Source organism: Chryseobacterium camelliae (assembly GCF_002770595.1).
Taxonomy (GTDB): domain Bacteria; phylum Bacteroidota; class Bacteroidia; order Flavobacteriales; family Weeksellaceae; genus Chryseobacterium; species Chryseobacterium camelliae.
The window spans coordinates 1,982,338-2,007,945 of sequence record NZ_CP022986.1; the positions used below are offsets into that span (position 1 = coordinate 1,982,338).

The following is a 25,608-nucleotide window of genomic DNA, read 5'->3' on the forward strand; positions in this document are numbered from 1 at the left end:
TGTATCAATTTTTCTTTCGGTCAGTACCCTCCTGCGGCAGGCTCATCCTTGAGTAAGGCGAGTGCAGAGGAAGTTCCGATTCTCTTTACGCCCATGTTGATCATTCTTTCAGCATCCCCGGGAGTCCTTACTCCTCCGGCTGCCTTTACAGAAAGCTTCCCGGCATGATCAAGCATGATCCGGATTCCTTCGAAGGTAGCTCCGTTAGGTTTGCCGTCTGATGTTTCGTAAAAACCTGTAGAGGATTTCACAAAAATACGAGGCAGATCCTGATGATCAAAATGCTGTTCTGCCCAGTCTGAAATCTTGTGGGTAAGATCAGCAATCTGGTCGTCACTGAGGGCAGCGATTTCAATAATCCACTTCACGATCTTATGATGCCTGAGGCAGAGATCCGTCCCTTTCAGGAACTCTTCTTTTACAAGCTCCAGGTTACCCTGGGTATATGCTTTGTAATTGATCACAAAGTCCAGTTCATCCGCTCCGTCCTCAATAGCCTGAGAGGCTTCGGCAAGTTTTTCTTCGGTACTATAAGTCCCCTCATGAAAACCAATGACTGTTCCCACCGCAACATCTGAATTCCTGGCCTGGATGTATTTCTTAATTTCTGAAACGTATTCCGGGCGGATCATCACCGCAAAAATGCCATGGTCTATGGCTTCCTGTGCGAGTTCCCTGTCTTTCTGTACTGTTTCTTCTTCTGAAATCCCCGACTGTTGCGGAGTCTTCAGGTAGGTTGCATCCAAATATTGAGCGATGTTCATAAATCTTTGATTATACTTTCAGTTGTCTGTAAATACCCTGCTCCAAAGATATGAAAGTTTCTGTTCTTGTTACCCCTTTCAGCTTCTGAAGCTTGCTCAGGATCTGCATCAGGTGGTCATTATCCTTGCACAGGACTTTCAGGAAAATCGTATAATTTCCGGTAGTATAGTGGGCTTCCACCACTTCATTAATGTCATTAAGGGATTTCACCATGTCAGGATAGTGACTTGGCTGATCCAGGAATACACCAATGTATGAGGTTACCTTATACCCGATTTTTTTTGGATTCAGGAAAGAAATTGAATTTTCGATCACCCCTGCCTGTTCCAGTTTTTTAATCCTCTGGTGTACTGCAGTGGTAGAAATACCTACGTTCTTAGAAATGTGTGCCAGAGAAGTCTTGGCGTTGTCCATCAACATGTAGATGATTTCTTTGTCGATTGAATCTAAATGATAACTAGTGTTAGCTGAATTTTTCATCTGTTCTACTTTTTGCTATTTATGTTTTTGCTTAAACCTTTATTCCATTTTATTTGAATGTTACAAAAACCGGAAAATGATCACTGTATCCTCCCAGATACCGGGTACCGGCATACGTCCGGAAAGGTCTCCCCTGAAACCTTTTGTCCCGGCTGCTGATTTTCTCGGGCCTGAATACCTCAGCACCCTGAAAAGACAGACCCTGTTCGTCAAAAAAAGCTTTCGACAGAATGATCTGATCAAACAGCAATCCAGATTTATAATGAAAAGTAGAATAATTTCTTTTGTAAAACAGCTCCTGAAAAGGATTGATCAGCATTTCTTTACCGCTGTTGTCATTGAGAACCTTAACTAAATTTTCATCATCCGGGTTTTCGTTAAAATCACCACACAAAATCACCTTTTCCCCTTCATTTATCCGGCCTGAAATCCTGTTACAGACTTCATTCAGAATAATATTCCTTTTAGGCTTGTTGATATCTTTCTCTCTCTGTGAAGGGAGATGCACAATAAAAACATTGATCAGTTCATCTTCATATTTTACTTTGCAGTAAAGAACATCCCTCGTTGTGTCGTAATTTTCTGTGTTTTTGTTTTTTATTTCAAAAAAGAAGGTAATAGCTTCAGAATCTATTACTTCTACTTTGAGTTTATTATACAGCATGGCTACATCCACTTTCCGCTCATCTTTAGAATTGTAATGTACAATCCCGTACCGGTTATCGAAAGGCTGCAGTGCAACCAGATCTTCTAAAACCTTTCTGCCGGACACTTCCGACAGGGCAGCGATAAAGGGCAGTTCGCCATAATTTTCCTGCATCATCTGAAAAACGTGTGCAATTCTAAAAAGCTTGTTCTTATATTTCCTTTCATCCCAGTTTCTTAATCCTGATGCAGTAGGATCAGTCGGATGAACAGGTTTTGGATCAGGCAGAAATAAGTTTTCTACATTATAAAAAGAGAACAGCTGCATTAATACGCATGTCTTAAATCGTACACTTAATTTTCAGAATGTAAATTTATTATTTTTTTTCTAATATATTTCATTAATCTCTAAGATATTGATATTAAATTTATATGTTTTAAATACAATATCAATGAATAAAATCAATTAAAATTAAAATTAAAATTCATTTCATTTATTACAGAGCTGCATTTTGAGATCATTAAAAATTAAAAAAGCATGCAAATACATACTTTTTTAGAATAATAATCTATTTTTACATTAAGAAAACAGTTAAAATTCGCATATTTATTACACAAACCCGATTATTATTCTTAAATTAAAAATTTAATCTTAACAAAATAAAAAAACCCCGTTGATTAATGCAACGGGGTTGTTTCTATAATAAATCAGGACGCTTTTCTTTGGTAATCCGTACGGCCTCATCGTGCCTCCATTCTTCTATCTTCGGAAAATTGCCGCTCAGCAGGATTTTAGGAACTTCAAGGCCTTTGTATACTTCAGGCCGCGTATAGATAGGCGGTGACAAGAGATCATCCTGAAAGCTGTCTGTGAGTGCACTCTGCTCATCATTCAGCACACCGGGCAGCAGGCGGATTATGGCATCTGCCAGTACACAGGCAGCCAGCTCACCTCCGGTAAGCACATAATCTCCTATTGAAATCTCTTTGGTCACATGCAGGTCCCTTACCCGCTGGTCTATTCCTTTATAATGCCCGCAGATAAATATCAGGTTGTTTTTTATAGACAAAGAATTGGCTATTTTCTGGTTGAGTGTCAGTCCGTCAGGCGTCAGGTAAATCACTTCATCATATCCTCTTTGGGACTTGAGTTCTGAGATGCATTTGTCCAGCGGCTCCACCATCATCACCATTCCGGCACCACCTCCGTACGGCTCATCATCAATCTGCTTGTGCTTATTGACCGCCCATTCTCTCAGGTTATGGAAATGTACTTCTGCCAGGCCTTTATCCATTGCTCTTTTCAAAATAGAAGTCCTGAAAGGGCTTTCCATAAGTTCCGGCAGTACACTTATAATATCAATTCTCATTGTAACGTTTCGTTTTTCTTATTCGGTAAAATAATCAGCCTCAGGGATGAATCCTTATTGAAATAGCTCCACATCCAGTTGAAGAAAATGGCAAGCTTGTTTCTTACGCTCAAAATAAGCATCAGGTGTAAGAACATCCAGAAATACCAGGCCAGCAATCCCTGGAACTTAATGAACGGAAGGTCAACCACTGCCCTATGCTTACCGATTGTTGCCAGGGAGCCTTTGTCTTCGTATTCATACTCGCTCCATTCATTCCTGCTTTTTCGCAACAGGTTTTTGCCAAGGTTTTTTGCCTGCGTAATGGCTACATTGGCGACCTGAGGATGGCCCTGCGGATACTTAGGCGTTTCCATATACGCAATATCTCCTACAGCGTAGATGTTATCATATCCCTGCACTTTATTGAAGCGGTCTACGATATATCTGTTTTTAACCAGCTTATCCAGAGGGAATCCGTCGACCACATTCCCGGTAACACCCGCTGCCCAGATGACATTATTGGAAGGAATTTCCTTTCCGCTTTTCATGATCACCTTGTCGCCGTCATAGTCTGTCACATATTCCCCTCTCAGAAAGGTTACGCCTAATTCTTTAAGATATTGTTCAGATTTATCCTGGGCTTCCTGGCTCATTACGGCCAAAGGTTTTTCTGTGGAACTTACGAGGATAATAGCCAGATGATCAAAATTCATATAAGGATAGTCTCTCGGAAGGATTTCCTTTTTCATTTCTGCAAAGGCACCGGCAAGTTCAACACCGGTGGGCCCGCTGCCGACAATCACGATATTCCAGTTTCCGTCATCGCTGCGGCTTTTCTCAAGGATCAGCTTTTCGAAAGTCATGAGTACATGGTTTCTGATGCTGATGGCTTCCTGAGTATTCTTCATCCCGAAAGCCCTGTTTTCCATATCACGGTTACCGAAAAAATTCGTCTTACAGCCGGTAGCGATGATCACTTTGTCATAGCTGAATTCCGCTTCGTCGGTGATCACCTTGTTATGGGCAGTATCTATCTCCTTGACTTCGGTAAGGCGGAACTGGGTATTCCTGGAACGCTGAAAAATCTTCCTGAAGGGAAAGGAAATGTTGGATGGTTCTATCCTTCCGCAGGCAACCTGGTAAAAGAGCGGCTGGAACATATGATGGTTCACCCGGTCCAGGATGATCACTTTTTTGTTCTTGTTATTAAGCTTTTTTGCAAGTTGCAGTCCCGCAAATCCTCCTCCGATAATGATGATTTTTTCGCGTGTTTCCATAGCAGACAAATTTACTGATTTTATTTAGCATTTTACTGGTGAAACAATTAGTTTTGTAAAACTTTATGCCCAGGAAAAAGTCCTTCAAAAACACTGCCGGAAAAAGATATAAGGCCAGACGGAAGAATTATTTGTTCCGCCGCGGAGCAGTTTTGGCTGTGCTGATTGTAACCCTGATCGGAACAGGATTTTACCTTAAACATTCGGTAAGCTACTACTACGCGCTCTACTTTAACAAATTCACCCACAGGAAGCTGCATAACACGGAAACAGAATCTATGCGGATCCAGAGGATCATCACGGATAACCTGGATAAAACCTATGGCTTCGATATTTCCCATTACCAGAATAAAGAAGACATCCAGTGGGACAGCCTGAGCATCGGTAACAGAACTATTCCGCTGGAATTTGTCGTTATGAGGGCTACGATGGGAAACCGGAGCGCAGACAGGCATTTTGACGAATTCTGGGAACAGGCTAAAAAACATCAGCTGATCCGCGGGGCATATCATTTTTACCGGGCAGATGAAGATCCAGTAATCCAGGCCAATAATTTCCTGGATAATGTAAAACTGGAAAGCGGAGACCTGCCTCCTATCCTGGATATAGAAAAGATCCCGAGGCGGAAAACCCGTGAGAAACTGGTTAAAGATTTAAAAGTGTGGTGTAAGATCGTGGAAGAAACATACGGGCAAAAACCTATTCTTTACACGTATTACCATTACTACAAAGACTTCCTGAAAGGCGAGTTTGACGGTTATCCGCTCTGGCTGGCCAATTACAATGACGTTCCTGCCCCATCTCCGGATGCAGACTGGAATTTCTGGCAGTTTACGGAAAACGGAATCGTATACGGTATCAACACCAAAGTTGATCTGAATATCTATAACGGCAGCACCTGGTCTCTGAAAGGCCTTACTTTGGATTAATCATCTTTAAAGGGGTTCCGCTGTATCCATTCCATCTTCGGGCTTACAGAAGAAAATGCCTTTTTCATAAACAGGTTGACAAGCGGATGGTTATGCCGGATCAGCCCGACAATCTCTACCGGCACTGCGCCAATCGTTGATTTGATCTCCAATGCAGTTCTTCCGAAAATAATCCTTTTACAGTGCTGACGGATCCCGAATTCAACCATATCAAGCAGCATATTCAGGTACAGCTGCCTGGATTTCTGGAGTTCCTTGTCATAGCCTAAGAAATAGGTATCAATATCTCCGTGATTGAGAATCAGGGTATAGAACCCAATCAGTTCATCGCCTGAAAAGTATCCGAATATCCTGAAGTTATCCGCCAGGTGCTCTTTCATGCTTTCAAAATGATGGTCAGCCAGAAAGAATGTATTGAAAGGAGCATTTTCAGCAACATAATGATACAGTTCAATGATCCGGGTCCGAAGATTTCTGATCTGCTGAAGGTCCAGCTCCTCCGCATGTATCCCTTCAAGCTTCTTTCTTGCTGTTTTCGCCCTTGCCCTGTATTTTTTGGAAAAGTCATTCAGATAATCCCCGAAACTCCTCCAATCCGATCGTAAGTGTAATATCATATTAGGCTGCACAGAAAAACGATGGTAACGCCGGTAGCTTTCCTGGTTAAAAAAGGCAGCAAAATCCGGCCGGTAATCCTTGAAAATAACAACAGATGTTCTTCCCACCAATTTTTGTATGCTATGAACGGCTTCTATGAGCCATGAAACGGCTTCATCTACAGATATTCGGGAAAGATCAAAATGAAACCCATTCTAGCCGGTCAGCATATTATTTCCCAGGATCATTACATTCCTGCTGAATTTCCTGGTTAAGAAATTTCTGATGCTGTATGAAATCTCATCCTTCCGAAATGTGGAATGCCGCCGGAAATCAAGGTACTGAAACAGCACTCCCCCGATCAGTTCACCATTCAGGAAAAATCCTGCAAAGCAGCAGTTCATATTATCGGGTACAGAATCTTCAAGCGCCGAAAAATACTCCCGGGTAAGCAGAATGTTTTGGGTGCCTACCGTACTGTTCCAGCTTTCAGGAAGCTCAGCAGCTTTCCGGTAGATTTTGAGTTGACGAAGCATATATCAGGATGCAATATTAAATTAAATCCGGGTAAAAAAATACCTGCCGATTATTTATCTGCACCGGACTTTAATATTTTGTATTTTCGCGCTACGAAATCTTTACGGAAATGCATTACGTTGCTGCTGAAAACCTGACCAAATCTTACGGAATAAAAGTTTTATTCGAACATATCTCTTTTAACATCAATGAAGGCGATAAAATTGCCATTGTTGCTAAAAACGGAAGCGGGAAATCCACGCTGCTGAAAATCCTGATGGGAAAGGAAATTGCAGACAGTGGAACGGTGAACATCAATAAAGATATCCAGGTGGTGCTTTTCGACCAGGAAATTGACTATGCTCCTGAACTTACGGTAGATGAATTTATGATGACGCTGGACTCCCCGCCCATCAAAGCACTTAAAAATTATCATCAGTCGCTCCATTCTACTGACCAGGATTTCATTGAAAAAGCCCTTGCCGATATGGAAGTGCATAAAGCCTGGGACCTGGAGAATGAAATGAAACAGATTCTTTCTCAGCTTAAGATTACCGATCTGCAGGCTACAATGGGGACGCTTTCGGGCGGGCAGATCAAAAGAGTGGCACTGGCAAAACTTCTTACAGAAACCAGAGCGGAACACCGCCATACCCTTCTGATCATGGATGAACCTACCAACCACCTGGATGTGGAAATGGTGGAATGGCTGGAAAATTACCTGAACAAAGCGAAAATCACCCTGCTGCTGGTTACCCACGACCGGTACTTCCTGGACAGCGTCTGCGACATCATCTGGGAAATGGAAGACGGAAACCTGTATGTACATAATGGCGCCTATGCCACCTACCTGGAGAATAAGATGATCCGTGAGGATAACCTTAATGCAACGATTGACAAGGCCAATAACCTGTACAGGAAAGAACTCGAATGGATGCGCCGGCAGCCTAAAGCCCGGACCACCAAATCCAAAAGCCGGATCGATTCCTTTTACGAAACTGAAAAAGTAGCCAAGACAGACACCCGCAAACAGGGCCTGGAGCTGGATTTTGAAATGAAACGTCTGGGCAGCAAGATTCTCGAGCTTCATCACATTGATAAAAGCTTTGGGGATAAAGTATTGCTGAAAGATTTCAGTTACCAGTTCCAGCGGGGCGAAAAAGTAGGCATCATCGGGAAAAACGGAGCCGGAAAATCCACACTCCTCAATATCATCCAGGGTTTTGAAAAGGCTGATGCAGGAACTATTGAGACCGGAGAAACGATATCTTTCGGTTACTTTTCCCAAAAAGGGCTTACCTATAAAGAAGATGAGCGGGTCATTGACTTCATCAAGGAAGTCGCGGAATATTATCCTTTAGCCAACGGCAAGAGCCTTTCCGCATCACAGTTCCTGAGGCTGTTCCTTTTTGATGACCAGACGCAGTACGCTCCCATTTCAAAACTTTCCGGTGGCGAAAAGAGAAGGCTGCACCTGATGTACATCCTGTACCAGAATCCTAACTTCCTGATTTTTGACGAGCCGACCAATGACCTCGACCTTCCTACTTTAACGGTCCTGGAAAATTTCCTGCAACAGTTTCAGGGCTCCCTGATCATTGTTTCCCACGACAGGTATTTCATGGACAGGATTGTAGACCATATCCTGGCGTTTGAAGGCAATGGAAAGATCAAAGATTTTTCAGGAAATTTCTCAGAATACCGGGAAGCCAAAAGCCGGGAAGGAGCATCAGAAAAAACGGCTGCAAAGCCGGAGCCGGTAAAGCAACAGATTCCGGTACAGGATACCGCTGCTCCTAAAAAGAGAAAACTCACTTTTAAAGAACAGCATGAGCTGGAAACCATAGAAAAGGAAATGCCGCAGCTGGAGCAGCAGCGCGCTAAGATCCTCGAGCAGCTCAATAACGAATCGGATTATGAGAAAATCTCAAAGCTTTCTGACGAACTGAAAGCTCTTTCTGAAAAACTGGACGGCTATGAAATGCGCTGGCTGGAGCTTCAGGAAATTTAACCGGTTACAGATATTTAAGTTCGCTCATACTTTTAACTTCTAACCACATCAACGATTTTCCCTTCCCGCGCACTTTCGAGTGCCGCGTCTATGATCCTCATGTTTTGCAGAACCTCTATGCCCTGTGAAGGAAGCGCATATCCGAAGACCATATATTCGTAAATCTGCTGGTAATAATTCATGTAGTTACCGGGCTCGCTGAAGGTAAGAAGCCTTTCGGTTGTGCCAGATTCACTACTATAATTTAAAATTCCATCGGCCTGCTGTAAAGGTTGTGTCCATAAAGTCCCATACTCAGGAATTGCGCCGGCGGTAAGCTCATTTTCCTGGTCATCGGACCTTTCCTGAAGAAAACTTCCCCGGTCACCGTGAATGATATAAGCATAATGGGCTTCCTTACTGAATACGGAAGATTTTAAACGTACCCTGAGCCTGTCAGAATAAAAAAGAATCAGCTCAAAATAATCGTTGGCATAGGCTTCGCCCTTCATGGAGAATACATCGGCAAAGATCCGGTCCGGCATTCCGAAATACTGCACTGCCTGATCAATAAGATGCGCACCCAGATCATGCAGCGCACCTGAACCGGTCTGCTCCGGGCTTTCTTTATGCTGCTTTCCGCTCGGGTCTGTACGGAACCGGTCAAAACGGATCTCCGCTTCACGGATATTGCCCAGCTTTTGTTCGCTGATCACCTTCTGAACCTGAAGATAATCACGGTCGAACCTCCGGTTTTGGTATACACTTATAAAAAGTCCTTTTTCCTCCGCCAGATCCACCAGCTGCTGCGCTTCTGAATCATTGACTGTAAAAGGTTTTTCAACAATGATATGTTTGCCTGCTTCCAGTGCTTTTTTTGCATATTCAAAATGGGTCTGCACAGGCGTATTGATGACAACAAGTTCAACATCCGACTGTTCCAGCATTTCTTCTACAGAACGGTAAATGGTAGCATCCGGATATTGTTCCGCAGAATCATTCTTAGTCCGTTCTACGATAGCAGACAGAAAAAATCCGGGATGCTCTTTCAGAAAAGGAGCATGAAAAACTTTACCGCTCATTCCAAAGGCACAAAGACCTGTTTTTACCAATTGCATACTATAATTTTTAACAAATATATCATAAACTTTCGTCTTCAGAAGCTTTTAGTGCATTTCATCGATGCGGAAATTCAGGCATGACAAAAATCATGGTTTTTATTTTTAACCATTCTAAATAAAATCTCTGAATTTTTTACATTTGCGCATTATTTAAAACTACTCTAAATAAGCTATGAATAAAACAATTATCACCTTAGGATTTCTTGTCCTGTCTTCAGCAGCATACTCACAGATGAAGTATGCTCCCGTTACGGATACGGTCAGGATCCAGACTATTGAAGACGTTAACCTTCATAAAACCGGAAATCCGAATAAAGCCCGGCCTTTATCTACAAAATCGAATCTTACGGTGATGGAAAACCCTCAGCCGATCTCCATTGTTACCCACGAGATTATTGAGCAGCAACAGGCAAGACAGCTGAGTGATGTGATAAAAAATGTAAACGGAATTTATCTTACGTCTTCTAGAGGAGGTTCACAAGACAGCTTCGGGGGACGCGGATTCACGTTTGCCAATGATAATATCTTCAAGAACGGAGCCAGAGTCAACAGTGGTGTTTTCCCTGAAGTAACCAGCCTTGAAAGAGTGGAAGTGCTGAAAGGAGCCAATGCGATGCTGTACGGAAATGTGGGACCCGGCGGGATTGTGAACCTGATTACCAAAAAGCCGAGGTTTGAGTTTGGTGGTACCCTGGGATTCAGCGCCGGAAGCTGGAATGCATACAAACCTACCGTAGATGTTTACGGTCCTCTAAGTAAAAGCGTTGCTTTCAGAATGAACGGGACTTATGAATATGCAGAAAGTTTCAGGGATGTGGTACAGTCTAAGAAGCATTACTTTAATCCTTCCTTTGTATTTAATATTGGTGAAAATACACAGCTTATCGTAGAAGGAGATTACCTTCAGCATCAGTTTACGCCGGATTTCGGTATCGGAAGCGTTGTGGATGGTGCAACCGGCATTTCCAGGCTGGCTACAGAAATCAACAGAAAACAGTTCCTGGGCGCCAACTGGCAGTATCAGACCAATAAACAAGCTACTACGGATGTTATCCTCAACCATAAATTCAGCAACAGCTGGACGTTAAATGCTGTAGCTTCCTACCAGAACTATACTAAAGATTATTTTTCTACGGAAAGGATACAGTGGAACTACGACTCTTCCAAAAACAACCTGAATCCAAGCTGGAAAAGAAGTGTAGGAAGAACGTACAACGAACAGAATTATACTTCACTTCAGGTAAACCTCAACGGGGAATTCAAAACCGGAAAGGTAAACCATAAGCTTTTGGTGGGCACAGACGGAGATTACAGCCAGGCCGACAATTATACCTATGCCATCAGCTCCGGAGACTTCGGAACATTATATCTCAACAACCCTGCTACCTGGACCAACGAAGTTACTATGCCTGCTGCTGACAGGTCATACAGGAGAAGAATTCCTACCAAACGCTTTGGGATCTACCTTCAGGATTTTGTTGAACTGACCAAATCCATCAAATTACTTGCGGGAATCCGTTATTCTTATCTGACGAACGGCGAATCCAGTGATAATGTATTTATCCCGGGGACCAAAATTCCTGCCGTGAGTGCCGAGACCAAAAACCATGCATTCTCACCTAAGGTTGGACTGGTTTACAACCCGAATGAGAACCTCTCTGTATTTGCAACCTATACGAACTCATTTGTCCCTAATGCCGGATTTGACTTTTACACCAGAGGAGCCCTGGATCCTTCTATCGTAGATCAATATGAACTCGGAATTAAGAAGAACTTCTGGAACAATGCTGTCGCTGTAAACCTTTCCGTATACCAGATCAATAACAACAATACATATACGCAGCCCATCAACAATCCTACCGGGGATACTACCCTAAGGATATATGCCGGGGCAGTGAGGAGCCGCGGAGCGGAGCTGGACCTTACCGGGAATCCGACGAAAAACCTGTCATTAATCGGTGGGGTATCTTATAACAATGCTGTTTATACGAAAACACCGAATGACGGTTTTGTGGAAGACCAGAGACTGGTAAGGACGCCTGCTTTCACAGCCAATGCCTCAGCATTTTATACCTTCACTGAATTTGCGAAAGGCCTGGTCATCGGTGCTACTGCATTTTATACCGGAGACCGGAAAGCAGGATGGAATGATGTAAAAGGTCAGTCACAGGTAACCAGGATGATTGATGTTGGCGGATTTACCACCATAGATCTGAGCTTAGGATATCAGTGGAATAAATTCATGGTCCAGGGAAAACTGGGTAACCTGTTTGATGTGGTGAACTATAATGTTCACGAGAACTATTCCGTTAATCCTATTATGCCGAGAAACGTTTATTTCACGCTCAACTATAAACTCTGATCGTTAAATAACACTAATTTTGCCAGGTGGAAGAAGCGTAGGTTTCTTCCACCTGCTCATTAAAAAAACAAAAATTTCATATATGGATAAGATCAAAGACACGAGAAGCTTTATGCGTGTTACCCACCGTTACCTGGGTTATTTTCTGGCAGGCATCATGGCTGTATATGCCATCAGTGGTGTTCTGCTGGTGTACCGGGACACCGATTTACTGAAAAAGGAAAAACATTATGATAAAGCAGTCGGAAAAAACCTGTCGGAAAAAGAACTCGGCAAGGAACTCAAAATAAAAAACCTGGAGATTGAGAAAACGGAAAACGGCATTCTATATTTTAAGCAGGGAACCTATAATTCAGAGACCGGCCAGGCTCAGTACGATAAAAAAGAACTGCCTTTTGTCCTGGATAAGATGACCAAGCTTCACAAATCCCAGTCTAAGGACGCCCTGTCTCCGCTGAATACCTTTTTCGGTATTGCCCTGTTCTTTTTTGTCATCTCCAGTTTCTGGATGTTCAATCCTAAAACCAAAGCTTTTAAGCGCGGTATGGTTTTCACTATTGCAGGACTCATTGTCTCCATTATTCTTTTATTTGTATAGATAGTATAATATAACATTTCAGGATAGATTCCTGTTAATGCCTGTCAAATCTCATATTTTAATGTTGTGGCACATTTATTGTTCTTCCCAAGACCTAGAATAATAAATTATCTATTAAATTATAAATTATGAAAAAATTAATCTTTACAGGTATACTTGCGGTAGCCGGATTAGCATCTACTGCGAATGCTCAAATTCAAAAAGGAAACTGGATGGTAGGTGGTAACCTAGTAGGAGCAAATTTCGGATTGAATACTGGTGGCGGATATAACTTTGCCATTCAGCCAAAAGCTGCTTATTTTGTTGAAGACAATGTAGCTGTCGGTGGTTACGTAGATTTAGGCTTCAGCGGAGCTAAAAACTCACCTACTACATTTACTTATAACGTAGGAGCTTTAGGACGTTATTATCTTTCTCCGGGAGAGCAGGGAGTAGACAATCTTCTTAATCACGGAAGATGGTTCTTCGAAGGTAACTTAGGTGTTGGAGGTACTTCAATCTCTAAAGGAGGTTCTTCTTCCAACGGTCTTAACTTCGGATTCGGTCCTGGATACTCTTACTTCATTACGCCTAATATCGGTCTTGAAGGTTTGGTAAAATATGACGCCAATGCCGGATTCGGTAATGGTGGATATACGAACAGAATTACTTTCGGACTTGGTTTCCAGATTTACCTTCCATCTTCAAAGGGTAGAGAAGTTATCAATGATGTAAAATAATCACTCACTTCACATACACATATATATCACAAAAGAAAAGCGCATCGGAAATTATTCCGATGCGCTTTTTCAATTAAAACTAAACTATAAAAAATCAAATCAATCATCTATTCGGTTGCGGAGTATACCTCAGATAAGGTTTAATTTCCTTTACTCCTTTCGGGAACAGCGCTTTGGCATCCTCAGTACTTACGGCAGGCGGAATAATAACATCGTCTCCGTCTTTCCAGTTGACAGGGGTGGCAATCTTGTGTGAATCAACCAACTGAAGAGAATCCAGCACCCTGATTATTTCATCAAAGTTCCTTCCTGTAGAGGCAGGGTAGGTAATAATCAGCCTTACTTTTTTCTGCGGATCGATGATCAGCAGCGAACGAACAGTAGCGGTTGCTGATGCATTAGGATGGATGAAATCATACAGTTCCGAAATTTTCCGGTCTTTATCGGCAATAATCGGGAACTGAACATCGGTTTCCTGGGTTTCATTAATATCTTTAATCCAATTCTGATGATCCTCTACTCCATCTACGCTCAGAGCAATAACTTTGGTATCACGTTTGTCAAATTCCGACTTCAGCTTTGAGGTGTATCCAAGTTCAGTAGTGCAAACCGGCGTATAATCTGCCGGATGGGAAAACAGGATTCCCCAGGAATCTCCCAGAAATTCATGAAAACGGATGGGTCCGGCTGATGTTTCAGCCTGGAAGTCAGGTACGGTATCTCCTAGTTTTATTGACATAATATTTTGTTTATTGTTAGTCTACAAATTTAATAGACTTTTTGAGACTGGCAAAATTTTTGTTGAAAATCTAGCTTATTCTTATATTTACCGTATGGATAAAAGTGGATTAGGTTATATTGATGTCGTTTACAATGTTTTAGAAAACTGGTACCTGAAATTTGCCGCAGTAACTCCGAAGCTGGTGGTAGGGATCCTGGTGTTCTTATTTTTTATGATTGCCAGTAAATACCTCAGCAAGGTTGCGGTAAAACTGTTTCATAAATTTTTTCCGAAAAGCAAGAGGGAAAGTTCACTGGTGACGCTGATCGGTATCTTCAGGTTCCTGATTGTTGTTATGGGTACTTTTATTGCCCTGGAGATCATGGGATTCAGCGGGTTTTTATGGAAATTCATCGGAAGTCTCGGAGTTGCCGGGGTGATTGCCGGGGTTGCACTGAAAGATCTTGTTTCAAGTATTTTTTCCGGGATGCTTATCGGGATTGACAAAGCGTTTAAGGTAGGCGATTATGTTATTATCGGAGGTAATTCAGGTACCGTATCGGAAATCGGGTTCCTGACAACAAAGATTATCAGTGACGATGGTAAAAAAGTATATATCCCCAATCAGGTTATTTTCAATGCCCCGTTTTCCAATATTACAGCTTCTCCGCAGCGGAAGATCATTTTTAATTTTGACATTCCCGCAGATGAAAACCTTGCCCAGGCCCAACAGGGTATTCTTGAAGTCATTCAAAGTCTGAATAATATTGACCGTAACGATACTGCCGAAGTGATTTTTACCGATTTAAAACAAGGAGTATTCAACCTTCAGGCTAAATTCTGGATGGCAGTAGGAGCCAACATGATGCAGGTGAAGAGCGAAGCTTATATGAAAATAAAACAACGCCTTGATGCAGACGGCATCCAGCTCGTCACTCCTACCAGCATTAATATCAATGGTACAGATACACTGATCAAGAATAAGGATGAACAATAGAAAAAGCAACGGTGAAGCTGTTTTTAAATCTTTATATACAGCATATCATAGGAAACCTCAATTTCCGCAGATCAAAATACAATCCAAAAAAAACCGCCTTTAAAAAAGGCGGTTTTAATATTATGAGTCAAGCAATTATGCTAAAACTTCTTTTACTTTATTGGCAGCTTCTTCCAATGTAATGGCAGAATGTACCGGCAGACCTGATTCGTCGATCAGCCTTTTAGCTTCAACGGCATTAGTCCCCTGAAGTCTTACGATCAACGGAACCGGAAGGCTTCCCATTGCTTTGTAAGCATCTACCACTCCCTGTGCTACTCTGTCACATCTTACGATACCTCCGAAGATATTGATCAGGATTGCCTTTACGTTCGGGTCTCTCAGGATAATTCCGAAAGCCGTCTGTACTCTCTGGGCATCAGCCGTTCCTCCTACGTCCAGGAAGTTGGCAGGGTTACCGCCGGATAATTTAATGATATCCATGGTAGCCATAGCAAGACCTGCTCCGTTTACCATACAGGCAACGTTACCGTCCAGTTTCACGAAGTTAAGACCAGCTTCACCTGCTTCTACGTCCATTGGGTCTTCTTCTCTCGTATCTCTCAACTCAGCTAAGTCTTTGTGACGGAATAATGAATTGTCATCTAAAGTTACTTTAGCATCTACCGCGATAATTTTATTATCAGATGTCTTCAATACCGGGTTGATTTCAAACAGAGAGGCATCAATTCCTGTATAAGCATTGTATAAAGAGGTAATGAATTTTGTAAATTCTTTGAAAGCATTTCCTTCAAGACCTAAGTTGAAAGCAATTTTTCTGGCCTGGAAACCCTGAAGACCCAAAGCAGGATCAATGATTTCTTTGTGGATCAGATGAGGGGTTACTTCAGCAACGTGCTCAATGTCCATACCGCCTTCTGTAGAGTATACTACGGTATTTTTGCCTTCAGCCCTGTCTAAAAGAATAGAAACGTAAAATTCTTTCGTTTCAGTTTCTCCCGGATAATATACATCTTCCGCAACCAAAACAGAATTCACTTTTTTACCTTCAGCAGAAGTCTGCGGAGTAATCAGCTGCATCCCGATGATGTTCTGTGCATTTTCCTTCAGCTTGTCCATGTTCGGGGAAAACTTTACACCACCGCCTTTACCTCGTCCACCGGCATGGATCTGTGCTTTTACCACCCAGCCCTGAGCGCCTGTTTCGGCAGTCAATTTTTCAGCAGCAGCTACGGCTTCGTCTACGTTATTCGCTACGAAACCGCGTTGGATCGCTACTCCATACTTTGATAAAATCTCTTTTGATTGATACTCGTGAAGATTCATATTATTTTATTATTTTATTATTTTATTTTAATAGTTAAAGGTTGACAAATTTAATAAAAATGAATAAGGCAGGAAAGAATTTATTCATCTTTTAACTCATTAGCATGGAGCACAGACTGCTGAAAATCATTAAGACTGAGCAGACCTGTTATTGTACATCTGATTTATTTCACAGCCAGTAGTTTATCCTGTGAATTATTCCCGGACATTTACATCCTTCAAGCAATGAAATTTAGAAATCAATATAATAGTATTACTATCTTTAAAGATTGTTTTATTATAACTGGTATATATTTTGCTATTTTCCATGAGTCACTTACAGATATGGAATTCCAAGTAAAATTTAGAGTCAACGAACATTTATACCTAAGGGACCCTGAAACCAGTGCCATAGGTAAATCCATTGTAAAAAATGCCATAGACCTGATCTATGAAATCGGCTTTGAGCATTTTACCTTTAAAAAACTGTCCCAGAAGATCAGTTCTACGGAAGCGACGATCTACAGGTACTTTTCTTCCAAGCATAAGTTGCTTACGTATATCCTGAACTGGTACTGGTCTTACTTAGAATTTATTTCCAAACAGAGGCTGCTGGAACTTAAAGATCCGCACCGGAAAATGGAAAAGATCCTGGAAATCATTACGCACAACGATGAAACGCATGATCAGATTGAAGATTACAACCTGTCAAGGCTTCATAATATCGTTATTTCAGAAAGCAGCAAATCCTATCATGTTAAGGATGTAGACATTATCAATAAAGAGATGGTTTTCAACCCTTTAAAAAGCCTTTGCGGATTTATTGCGGATGTTATCTCAGATGCCAGCCCGGACTTTGCCTATCCGCGTTCATTTGCCAGTACCCTGCTGGAGACAGCTCATGACCAGCAGTTTTTCAGTGAACACCTTCCGAAACTCACGGACAATGCAGAACGAAAAGAACACCAGAGATATGTGCTTAACTATCTTCGACATATAACCTTTAACCTCATATAAACTGTATGGAAACAACACCCAGGGAACAGGGATACAAACTTTTCAGGTACATCACCAAAGAAAAAAAGGATGTAACCAATATTTATTTCTATGCTATCCTCAGCGGTCTTGTGCAGCTCAGCGTTCCGCTAGGGATACAATCCATCGTAAGCTTTGTGATGGGTGCCACTATGGCAACATCCATTTACATCCTCATTTTCTTTGTAGTCATCGGGACGTGGCTGGTTGGTTTTTTCAGGCTGAAAGTCATGCAGATCATTGAAAAGATCCAGCAGAAGATCTTTGTTGAATTTTCTATTGCCTTTGCTGAAAAGCTCCCCCGAGTCAATCTTTCCAGCACCCGGAAATATTATTTGCCGGAACTGGTCAACCGTTTTTTTGACACCCAGAACCTCCAGAAAGGAATATCTAAAATACTGCTGGAAATTCCGGCAGCGATCATCCAGATCCTTTTCGGGATCCTGCTGCTTTCGTTTTACCATCCGTGGTTCCTGGCATTTGGGGCATTAGTTGTACTGAGCGTGGTGATCATCTTTAACTTCACCCTGGAAAGCGGAATAAAATCCAGCCTTGATGAAAGCGATAAAAAATATGAAACCGCTTCATGGATCGAGGATGTAGCTGCTTCGGTAAAGACCTTCAAAATCAATTCGGAAACAGAAAAGCACCTGAAGGGTACGGATGAAAGGGTTATGGGATACCTTGACCACCGAACTTCCCATTTCAGGGTTCTGGTGATCCAGTATAAAACCATTATTGCTTTCAAAGTAATCATCACACTGGCCATGCTGGTTATCGGTACGTATCTACTGGTCAACCAGAAGCTCAATATCGGCGCTTTTATAGCCACGGAAATTGTCGTCCTGAGCATTATGGCAGCTGTTGAGAAACTCATCATCAGCCTGGAGAGTTATTACGACGTCATCGCATCGCTGGCGAAGCTTACCAAAGTAACTGAACTGGCAGAAGAAAAAAACGGAGAAATCATTCTTTCCCAAAAAGGCGAAGGAATAGAGGTTGAGTTTAAGGATGTGGATTTTAATTTCAATGCCCATGTCCATATCCTCCAGAATATCAACTTCACCATCCGGGAAAACAGCATTACGGTTATTTCAGGTGAACTGGGCTCCGGAAAGTCACTCCTGCTGAATATGATGGCAGGATTCTATGAACCTTCGGCCGGAAGCATCCTGTTTAATAAAATTCCGCTGAAAAACATTGATAAAAACAAGCTGAGAACAGAAATAGGGGTATACCTTGAAGACATGAGGATTATTCAGGGCACTGTACAGGAAAACATTCTTTTAGGCAATGAAACCAGCAGCAGTGAAGATATCCTCCGCCTTTCCGAGCAGATTGGTGCAGAGAATATTTCAAATCTTTTTTCCAGCGGGTTCCTGACGGAAATCAGTGAGACAGATCCTGAAATCTCATTCAGCTCAAAGAAAAAAATCCTTCTGCTCAGGGCACTTATGGGCAATAAGCACCTTTTGCTGCTGGAAGATCCTATAGACGGCATGAATGAAAAATTCAAGTTTAAAATGCTGCAACACCTGCAGAATATCAAACACATGACAACGATTGTGATTGTCTCCCAGAATCCGGATATCCTGCACTATGCAGACCTGCACCTGCATATGGAAAACGGAACGATAAAAAGTTTATCTTAAAAATACAGGTATGAAAATTCAGTCTTTTGATAAAATATACAACATCCACAAAAAATCGCGGGTAAAAAGGTGGTTTCTATTCATCTTTCTGGCAGCAGTGGTTGTCCTTTTCCTTCCATGGACCCAGAATATCAAGGTAATGGGAACCGTTACTTCCCTGTATCAGGAGCAGCGGCCACAGCAGCTCAACTCGCCTATTCCCGGGAAGATCATTAAATGGTATGTGAAAAACGGGGATTATGTGAAAAAGGGAGATACGATCCTGCAGCTTTCCGAAGTCAAAGATGATTACTTTGATCCGTTGCTGGTTCAGAGGACACAGCAGCAGGTAGAAGCTAAAAAAGGCGTGCGGGATTATTATGAAGCCAAAGTAGGAACTACAAACAGCCAGCTCCAGGCACTTTCGACGGGAAAAGACCTTAAACTGAACCAGCTTCAGATTAAGATCAGCCAGCTTAAAAACAAGCTTGCCGGTGAAGAAGCCGAACTTGCTGCCGCTACCAATGAACTGAAGCTTTCGGAAGACCAGTATGCAAGGCAGAAAAAAATGTATGATGAAGGCCTGGTTTCCCTGACCCAGTTCCAGCAGCGCAGCATTTCCTACCAGAATGCCATCGCCAAAAAAACAGCATCTGAAAATAAAGTGGCCCAGACCAGGCAGGAGATCGTGAATACGGGAATTGAACAGAGTGCCGTCATTCAGGACTACACTGAAAAACTCAGCAAAACGGAAGGAGAAAGGTTCCAGAGCATGGGCCAGATTGAAGGCAGCGAAGGTGATATTGCCAAACTTGAAAACCAGGTGGCCAATTACAAGTTCCGCCAGGGCCTGTACTTCATCATAGCTTCCCAGGACGGACAGATCGTTCAGCTGAACAAGGCAGGAATCGGCGAAGTCCTGAAAGAAGCCGAGAGCATCGGAACCATTGTACCGAAAACAACTGATTACGCGGTAGAAATTTATATCAAACCTGTAGATCTCCCGCTGATCAAGGAAGGGCAAAGGGTGATGTGTGTATTTGACGGGTTCCCGGCGATCGTATTTTCAGGATGGCCGGATTCCAGCTACGGTATTTTTGCCGGAAAGGTAATTGCCGTTGAAAGCAACATCAGTACGAACGGCCTTTTCAGAGCGCTGGTCGTTGAAGATAAAACAGAGAAGAGATGGCCGCCGAAAATTAAAATGGGAACAGGCGCCCAGGGGATTGCCATTCTCAATGACGTTCCGGTATGGTATGAGCTGTGGAGGAACATCAACGGATTCCCTCCGGATTATTATGAAGTTAAAACTGAAAAAGCCGGCAGCAATGAAAAGCAGAAATAGCATCATCATTCTCTTTGCCCTACTGTTCTGTCAGCTGTTTTCAGCACAGGATTCGCTCAGGATTTCTGCCCGGGAATTTATTGCCATTGTCAAGGCTTACCATCCGCTTGCGATCAAATATCAGCTTCAGAACAAAATTGCGAAATCCGAGATCACACGGGCCAGAGGTAATTTTGATCCTGTGCTTGGCGGGAAGCTCGGAGAAAAAAATATTGACGGCGTACAGTATTACAGGCAGAAAAATCTTGAGCTGGGAATCCCCACATGGTATGGCATTGATCTTACAGGAAGCTACAACTACCTTGACGGGGAGAAAATCAACAACAGCGATACAAAAGGCGGACTGTACCAGTTCGGCATCACTGTTCCCCTGGCTAAAAATCTTTTGTATGACAAGAGAAGAGCCTTACTGGAGCAGGCTAAGTACGCTCTTACAATGACAGAAGCAGAACAGGCAGTACTGACCAACGACCTTCTCCTCGAAGCTGAAAACACGTATTGGGAATGGGTAAAGAATTTTGAGATCTACCGCCTTCAGCAAAAGGCTGTTGCCATTAATAAAAGCCGTCTTGAATTAACGAAAAAGACATACGAATTCGGTGAGAGGCCGGCCATCGATACGGTAGAAGCAGCGTCGCAGTTACAGAGTTTCCAGCTTCAGGAAAGGGATGCTTTCCTGAATTTCGTTAAAAGCACGCAGGACCTTCAGCTGTTTCTATGGAAAGAGAATCAGGAGATGTACGATATGACCGCCATGATCTACCCTGCTGACAACACCGCGAACAGTGAAGCGTTCAGCAATTTTGAAATGCTGGTTCAGACTATGGATACCCAGAACCCGGAACGCCATTTATCTGTACTGTATTATTTTCAGAAAGGAAATATCCTGGAAAGTGAAAGGAAGCTCAAATGGCAAAGCTTCCTTCCGAAGCTGGACTTTACCTATAATTTTTTCAATAAAGAAAATTACCGGGCAGACTACCTTCCGCTTTTCGACAACAACTTCCAGTACGGGCTTAAACTGGAAATACCGCTTTTCCAGAGGGAAGCAAAAGCCAATTACCAGATCGCAAAACTCAAAATAGAACAGAATGCCTTGGATACCCAGGTGAAAAAAAGGGAGATCGAAACAAAAATCCAGACGTATAAAAATGAGATCATGAACTACCATTCCCAGATTGATATTGCCAGGAACAACCTTACGAATTACCAGCGGCTGCTCCAGGCAGAGGAAATACGCTACAGCAATGGAGAGAGTTCGCTTTTCCTGATCAATTCAAGGGAAAATAAAATGATCGACGCACAGGAGAAATTCATTTTACTGAACAATAAATTCCTGAAAAGCTATAATAAGCTGAAGTGGATGAGGGAAAACTTCCGGTTTTAAACAGAAAAATTCAGGCATCAGCCTGAATTTTTTATTGTATGATGTACCGTACTATTCTTCAGATAACTTTTCAGATTGTGATCCGATAAACGGAATCTTTGGGGCCAGAAAATATCCGGTCAGGCTCGCGAAAAGGATCGGAACGAAATAAGTAAAGCCCGTCAGGGTTCCCAGGATTATCGTTGTGCTCATCGGCGTTCTGGTAACACAGGCATTAATGGCTGCCATACAGCTTACAATAGCCAACGTTGTATCTACCGCAGGGAAAACATGGTGGATAATGAGTCCTAAAGTTGTTCCCACAAAGAATAAAGGAATGATGAAACCGCCTCTCCATCCGGAAGTCACAGTAACGGCGATGGCGATGATTTTGAACACCAAAATGATGATCAGAAAATTCAGTGTGTATCCTCCGTTGATCAGCTGGTTGATTTCATTATGCCCGAAATACCGGGTTAACGGGAAATAAAAGGCAATAATCCCAAGGATGATTCCGCCGGCCAGGGTCTTGATATAAATGGGGATTTTCCTGTATTCAAAAATCCTTTTGAAGAACTTAACGACAAAAATAAAAATCCATCCGAATGCAGTTCCCACGATTCCGAAAGCAGTCGCAAAGGCAAAATCATACACCCCTGTATAATGATAGGCTTTCAGGTCCCAGGTAGCACCGATTCCGAGATGAATGATCAGGGCAAACATAAGATAGCTGAAACAGCTGGCTACCAATGCCGGGATGATCGCTTTGTAATACTCAACGGCATGTTTATGATGCAGGATTTCCAGAGAAAAAAGGCTTCCTCCGAGCGGCGCCCCGAAAAGAGCTGTAAACCCGGATGCCATTCCGGCAATGCTTAAAGAACGCAGCTCCTCCCCTTTCAGCCGGAACATTTTTCCCAGCCATGTCCCGGTAGAACCCGTTACCTGTACCAGCGGTGCTTCAGGCCCCAGGCTTCCGCCGGATGCCACGCAGAATAATGATGAAAGGATCATGGAAGGATTGTTCTTAGGATCCAGCTTACCTTTATTGAACCTGATGTTATTGACGATCAGGTGGATTTCCCCCGGATCGCCGATAAAGTGGATGACCAGGCCTGCCAGAAGGCCACAGACAGCCATCGTAGGAATAACCATCCATCCCTGGAATTCAGCCAGAAACTCAGTGAAATGTTCCAGGACAATCCAATATCCTCCTGCAATAGTCCCTCCTACCAGTCCGGTGATGGCCCACATGAAAAAAGTCCGGCTGAATACAAACGGATTGAACCGGATCGGCTGATCCAGAAGATTGAGAGCACGGATAATACGGCGTCTCCTGTTAATTTTCATTTTTGAATGGTATTTAAATTATATCCTGCCGGAAAAAGTTCAACCCTTTTCAGAGTTCAGACTATGTAAGGGCGGACAGGCTCATGCGGCTCACTTTATGATTCAGGACAGGCCTAAAATCTATATTATATCCTGTTTTTTGCGAAATACAAAATCAGCATTCCCCAGCTCAGGATCATCATCAGTCCCCCAAGCGGTGTAATCGGACCTAAAAATTTCAGATTCGCTCCCAGGTAATCCTGCAAGCTCAGGAAATAGATGCTGAAAGAAAAAAGAATGGTTCCGACAATCATCAGAATGGAAATCCATTTCTCCGAAGTCGTTTCAAATTTCAGAATGTATCCTACGATCAGCAGAAAGAATGCGGCATACATCTGGTAGCGTACACCCGTTTCAAAACTTTCCAGCCTTTCCACGGAAAGGATTTTCTTTAATGCGTGTGCCCCGAACGCTCCCAGAATTACGGATAACATTCCGTAAACGGCACCAAAAACTAAGGTAATGGTTTTCATTTTTATATTAATTTGTTCCTAATCATCATTAAAACTTCCATCTTTTTTAAATAGCTTATATATTTCGCAAACAGGATTATCAGGATTTTGCATATCAAAATCTCCTAGTTTAGACGCATTCGAAATTGCTGTAGACAGTTTAGGTTTTAAGGTAGAATAAATATCTGCATTATTCTTCTTATAAAATTTCTCTGTTTTTTCATAAACTGGAAATTCTTTTTTCAAATCTTTGCCTGTCTCATCACAATCTTTATAATTCTTTTTAGAATATTTAAAATGGAGATATAACCAATATTCAAAGCAAGTATTAACAACTAATATCTTAACGTTCTCAAATAAAACTAAATCCTTATAATACCTTGCAAATTCTAAACTACGTTTTTCTTCACCTTTTTTACATTCTTTAGTTTCCCTGTCTACTACATCATAATCTACAATCCAAAAAACTTTATCAAACGTTTTCGCCAATTCTTTTACATATTCATATTGCTTTGTAAGAGTAGCTTTTTTTAATAATTGTGGCTGGATATTAATTGTAAGCTGTTCTTTCTCTTTTAATAGCTGAAAATACCATTTTTCACAATCACCATCGCCGACAATTGCATAAGTCTTTTTTCCTTTAGTAAAGAACGCTTTTCTATTTTTCATTCTCTAAATCAATATAATAGTCTCCAAGGTTCGGAATACCTCCTAATTTTCCGGATTTATAAGCATTTAGAACATTGGAGGTATCTCTAACAACAGTACTATCGAAATCCGCTAAAGAATATAATTCAGTAGCAGAGTCTTCATTTTTATTGGTAAACCAAATGGCATCATCACGAAACAAATCACGATTACTAAGAATTTCTCTGTTATGTGTTGTCGCTATCAATTGAGAATTTTTCTTTCCATTTACTAGATAGGTTAAAAGAAAATGATTAAATAGATCAGGGTGAAGCGAAGATTCTAACTCATCTATTGGAAGTAGAGTATTTTCCTCCAATAAAATTGATAATAAACCTGCATACTCAAAATATCGTTGAGTACCTAAAGATTCCTGATTAATATTTAATTTATAATTAACATTATTTACTGTATGAAAAAAGTATAATTGTCTGTTAAACACAACTTCAGAATTCAGCATATCAATATATCTGCTCTTTTCATTATCATTTTTTGCTTCTTTAATTGATGTTAAAAGAAACTGTCTAAGCTGTGAGTCTTCTTTTTTGTTAACTTCCAAATCACAAATATTAAAATCCGCTTTTCTTAAAAATGAAATAATAATATTCTTATTAATTTTATTTAAATCAATTTGAGTAGTAAAAAAATCTTTTGAATCTGAATTTGTACTAAAAAAATTTGTGTAAGCATTAAACCATTCCGAGACATTTGCTAAATCTTCCACATCAAAATTTGTTTTAACTAATGCTCCTAATACTGTATTATTCCACAATGTCTGTATTTCAATTGCTTTTCCAATAGATTTTTTTACATCAACTTTACTTCCAAATTTTATTAATGTTAATTCCTTTTCTGAATTTGTTGTTCTCTCGAAAATCAATGCTTTGTTAGGATTGAAATTATGTAACTTTTCACTTGAAATGAATCTATTATTTATTTCAACTTCATAAAAATACCTTATTTCATTTTGAATAAACTCTAGCTCAAATTTAGAATCTTTTCTAGGAGTATCTTTACTAAAAAGAAACGGCTCAAAATCAAACATTTCAGTTTTCCGATCAAAAGGATTTGTGCAAATTTCTTGTAAAAAATCCAAAGCTTTTAAAACAGTAGTTTTTCCAGAAGCATTAGCACCATAAATTAAAGCCAATTTATTAAGACGCAAACCTTTTATCGGCTCAATAATATAATAATCTTCTAAATGATCAGATTTGTTTGCTAAAAAAGATAATGTCTGTTTCTCTTTTATAGAGCCAAAATTCTCTACGCTAAAATTAATTATCATTTTTTATTCATTTTTGTAATTCATTTACAAAAATACACCAAAAA

General features: G+C 41.4%; 24 protein-coding genes. 10 read left to right on the forward strand and 14 right to left on the reverse strand.

What is annotated here, in order from left to right; all coding sequences use genetic code 11:
* Positions 1-20 precede the first annotated feature (20 nt).
* The 5 genes from deoC to CGB83_RS09035 all read right to left on the reverse strand — a co-directional run bounded on the left by deoC (position 21) and on the right by CGB83_RS09035 (position 4,519).
* On the reverse strand, positions 21-764 hold the full coding sequence (gene deoC, locus CGB83_RS09015) for a deoxyribose-phosphate aldolase (protein ID WP_100075498.1): 744 nt from the start codon (positions 762-764) through the stop codon (positions 21-23).
* Positions 765-774: 10 nt separating this feature from the next.
* A complete protein-coding gene (locus CGB83_RS09020; protein WP_100075499.1) occupies positions 775-1,245 on the reverse strand; it encodes an Lrp/AsnC ligand binding domain-containing protein in 471 nt (156 codons plus the stop codon).
* A 49-nt stretch (positions 1,246-1,294) separates the two neighbouring features.
* The gene (locus CGB83_RS09025; protein WP_100075500.1) at positions 1,295-2,218 is read right to left on the reverse strand and encodes an endonuclease/exonuclease/phosphatase family protein; all 924 of its coding nucleotides are present in this window, start codon (positions 2,216-2,218) and stop codon (positions 1,295-1,297) included.
* A gap of 370 nt (positions 2,219-2,588) precedes the next feature.
* Positions 2,589-3,260, reverse strand: coding sequence for a tRNA (guanosine(37)-N1)-methyltransferase TrmD (gene trmD, locus CGB83_RS09030; protein ID WP_100075501.1), 672 nt, complete (start codon positions 3,258-3,260; stop codon positions 2,589-2,591).
* Positions 3,257-4,519, reverse strand: a complete 1,263-nt coding sequence (locus CGB83_RS09035; protein WP_100075502.1) for an NAD(P)/FAD-dependent oxidoreductase — start codon at positions 4,517-4,519, stop codon at positions 3,257-3,259. Before CGB83_RS09035 ends, trmD begins: the two co-directional genes overlap by 4 nt.
* A gap of 65 nt (positions 4,520-4,584) precedes the next feature.
* On the opposite strand from CGB83_RS09035, the gene CGB83_RS09040 reads away from it, so the two are divergent.
* The gene (locus tag CGB83_RS09040; protein WP_100075503.1) at positions 4,585-5,448 is read left to right on the forward strand and encodes a glycoside hydrolase family 25 protein; all 864 of its coding nucleotides are present in this window, start codon (positions 4,585-4,587) and stop codon (positions 5,446-5,448) included.
* Here CGB83_RS09040 and CGB83_RS09045 read toward each other — a convergent pair.
* Positions 5,445-6,173: a GNAT family N-acetyltransferase gene (locus CGB83_RS09045; protein WP_157761380.1), complete on the reverse strand. Its 729-nt coding sequence runs from the start codon at positions 6,171-6,173 to the stop codon at positions 5,445-5,447. The genes CGB83_RS09040 and CGB83_RS09045 overlap by 4 nt on opposite strands.
* Before the next feature lie 87 nt (positions 6,174-6,260).
* The gene (locus tag CGB83_RS09050; RefSeq protein WP_100075505.1) at positions 6,261-6,581 is read right to left on the reverse strand and encodes a hypothetical protein; all 321 of its coding nucleotides are present in this window, start codon (positions 6,579-6,581) and stop codon (positions 6,261-6,263) included.
* Between the two features lie 110 nt (positions 6,582-6,691).
* Between CGB83_RS09050 and CGB83_RS09055 the strand changes: the two genes are divergently transcribed.
* Positions 6,692-8,572, forward strand: a complete 1,881-nt coding sequence (locus CGB83_RS09055) for an ABC-F family ATP-binding cassette domain-containing protein (protein ID WP_100075506.1) — start codon at positions 6,692-6,694, stop codon at positions 8,570-8,572.
* A 32-nt stretch (positions 8,573-8,604) separates the two neighbouring features.
* Here CGB83_RS09055 and CGB83_RS09060 read toward each other — a convergent pair whose 3' ends face one another.
* Entirely contained in the window at positions 8,605-9,669 is a 1,065-nt protein-coding gene (locus CGB83_RS09060; RefSeq protein ID WP_100075507.1) for a Gfo/Idh/MocA family oxidoreductase, read from the reverse strand.
* Positions 9,670-9,844: 175 nt separating this feature from the next.
* On the opposite strand from CGB83_RS09060, the gene CGB83_RS09065 reads away from it, so the two are divergent.
* The 3 genes from CGB83_RS09065 (at position 9,845) to CGB83_RS09075 (ending at position 13,351) form a co-directional block, all read left to right on the forward strand.
* Positions 9,845-12,034, forward strand: coding sequence for a TonB-dependent siderophore receptor (locus tag CGB83_RS09065; protein ID WP_100075508.1), 2,190 nt, complete (start codon positions 9,845-9,847; stop codon positions 12,032-12,034).
* 82 nt (positions 12,035-12,116) lie between these two features.
* On the forward strand, positions 12,117-12,632 hold the full coding sequence (locus tag CGB83_RS09070; RefSeq protein ID WP_100077555.1) for a PepSY domain-containing protein: 516 nt from the start codon (positions 12,117-12,119) through the stop codon (positions 12,630-12,632).
* A 128-nt stretch (positions 12,633-12,760) separates the two neighbouring features.
* Positions 12,761-13,351: a hypothetical protein gene (locus CGB83_RS09075; protein WP_100075509.1), complete on the forward strand. Its 591-nt coding sequence runs from the start codon at positions 12,761-12,763 to the stop codon at positions 13,349-13,351.
* A gap of 103 nt (positions 13,352-13,454) precedes the next feature.
* On the opposite strand, the gene CGB83_RS09080 is transcribed toward CGB83_RS09075, so the two are convergent.
* Positions 13,455-14,093, reverse strand: a complete 639-nt coding sequence (locus tag CGB83_RS09080; protein ID WP_335621880.1) for a peroxiredoxin — start codon at positions 14,091-14,093, stop codon at positions 13,455-13,457.
* A gap of 91 nt (positions 14,094-14,184) precedes the next feature.
* Here CGB83_RS09080 and CGB83_RS09085 point away from each other — a divergent pair, with 91 nt between their 5' ends.
* Complete coding sequence (locus CGB83_RS09085) at positions 14,185-15,069, forward strand: mechanosensitive ion channel family protein (RefSeq protein WP_100075511.1); 885 nt, start codon at positions 14,185-14,187, stop codon at positions 15,067-15,069.
* A gap of 135 nt (positions 15,070-15,204) precedes the next feature.
* Here CGB83_RS09085 and sucC read toward each other — a convergent pair whose 3' ends face one another.
* Positions 15,205-16,395: an ADP-forming succinate--CoA ligase subunit beta gene (gene sucC / locus CGB83_RS09090; RefSeq protein ID WP_100075512.1), complete on the reverse strand. Its 1,191-nt coding sequence runs from the start codon at positions 16,393-16,395 to the stop codon at positions 15,205-15,207.
* 324 nt (positions 16,396-16,719) lie between these two features.
* On the opposite strand from sucC, the gene CGB83_RS09095 reads away from it, so the two are divergent.
* The 4 genes from CGB83_RS09095 to CGB83_RS09110 are packed head-to-tail and all read left to right on the forward strand — an operon-like array spanning position 16,720 to position 21,772.
* Positions 16,720-17,391, forward strand: coding sequence for a TetR/AcrR family transcriptional regulator (locus CGB83_RS09095; protein WP_100075513.1), 672 nt, complete (start codon positions 16,720-16,722; stop codon positions 17,389-17,391).
* Between the two features lie 5 nt (positions 17,392-17,396).
* Positions 17,397-19,061 carry a peptidase domain-containing ABC transporter gene (locus tag CGB83_RS09100; protein WP_100075514.1) on the forward strand — a complete coding sequence of 555 codons (1,665 nt, stop codon included), beginning with the start codon at positions 17,397-17,399 and terminating at the stop codon, positions 19,059-19,061.
* A 10-nt stretch (positions 19,062-19,071) separates the two neighbouring features.
* A complete protein-coding gene (locus CGB83_RS09105) occupies positions 19,072-20,385 on the forward strand; it encodes an HlyD family secretion protein (protein ID WP_100075515.1) in 1,314 nt (437 codons plus the stop codon).
* Positions 20,369-21,772, forward strand: coding sequence for a TolC family protein (locus CGB83_RS09110; protein ID WP_172954695.1), 1,404 nt, complete (start codon positions 20,369-20,371; stop codon positions 21,770-21,772). The genes CGB83_RS09105 and CGB83_RS09110 overlap by 17 nt, the downstream gene beginning before the upstream one ends.
* 51 nt (positions 21,773-21,823) lie before the next feature.
* Here the strand turns inward: CGB83_RS09110 and CGB83_RS09115 are convergent, their stop codons facing one another.
* From CGB83_RS09115 to CGB83_RS09130, 4 genes are all read right to left on the reverse strand, one after another.
* A complete protein-coding gene (locus CGB83_RS09115) occupies positions 21,824-23,101 on the reverse strand; it encodes a chloride channel protein (protein ID WP_100075517.1) in 1,278 nt (425 codons plus the stop codon).
* 125 nt (positions 23,102-23,226) lie between these two features.
* Complete coding sequence (locus CGB83_RS09120) at positions 23,227-23,613, reverse strand: DUF423 domain-containing protein (protein ID WP_100075518.1); 387 nt, start codon at positions 23,611-23,613, stop codon at positions 23,227-23,229.
* 18 nt (positions 23,614-23,631) lie between these two features.
* A complete protein-coding gene (locus CGB83_RS09125) occupies positions 23,632-24,261 on the reverse strand; it encodes an RloB family protein (RefSeq protein ID WP_100075519.1) in 630 nt (209 codons plus the stop codon).
* Positions 24,251-25,564: an AAA family ATPase gene (locus CGB83_RS09130; protein ID WP_100075520.1), complete on the reverse strand. Its 1,314-nt coding sequence runs from the start codon at positions 25,562-25,564 to the stop codon at positions 24,251-24,253. The genes CGB83_RS09125 and CGB83_RS09130 overlap by 11 nt, the downstream gene beginning before the upstream one ends.
* Between the last annotated feature and the right edge of the window lie 44 nt (positions 25,565-25,608).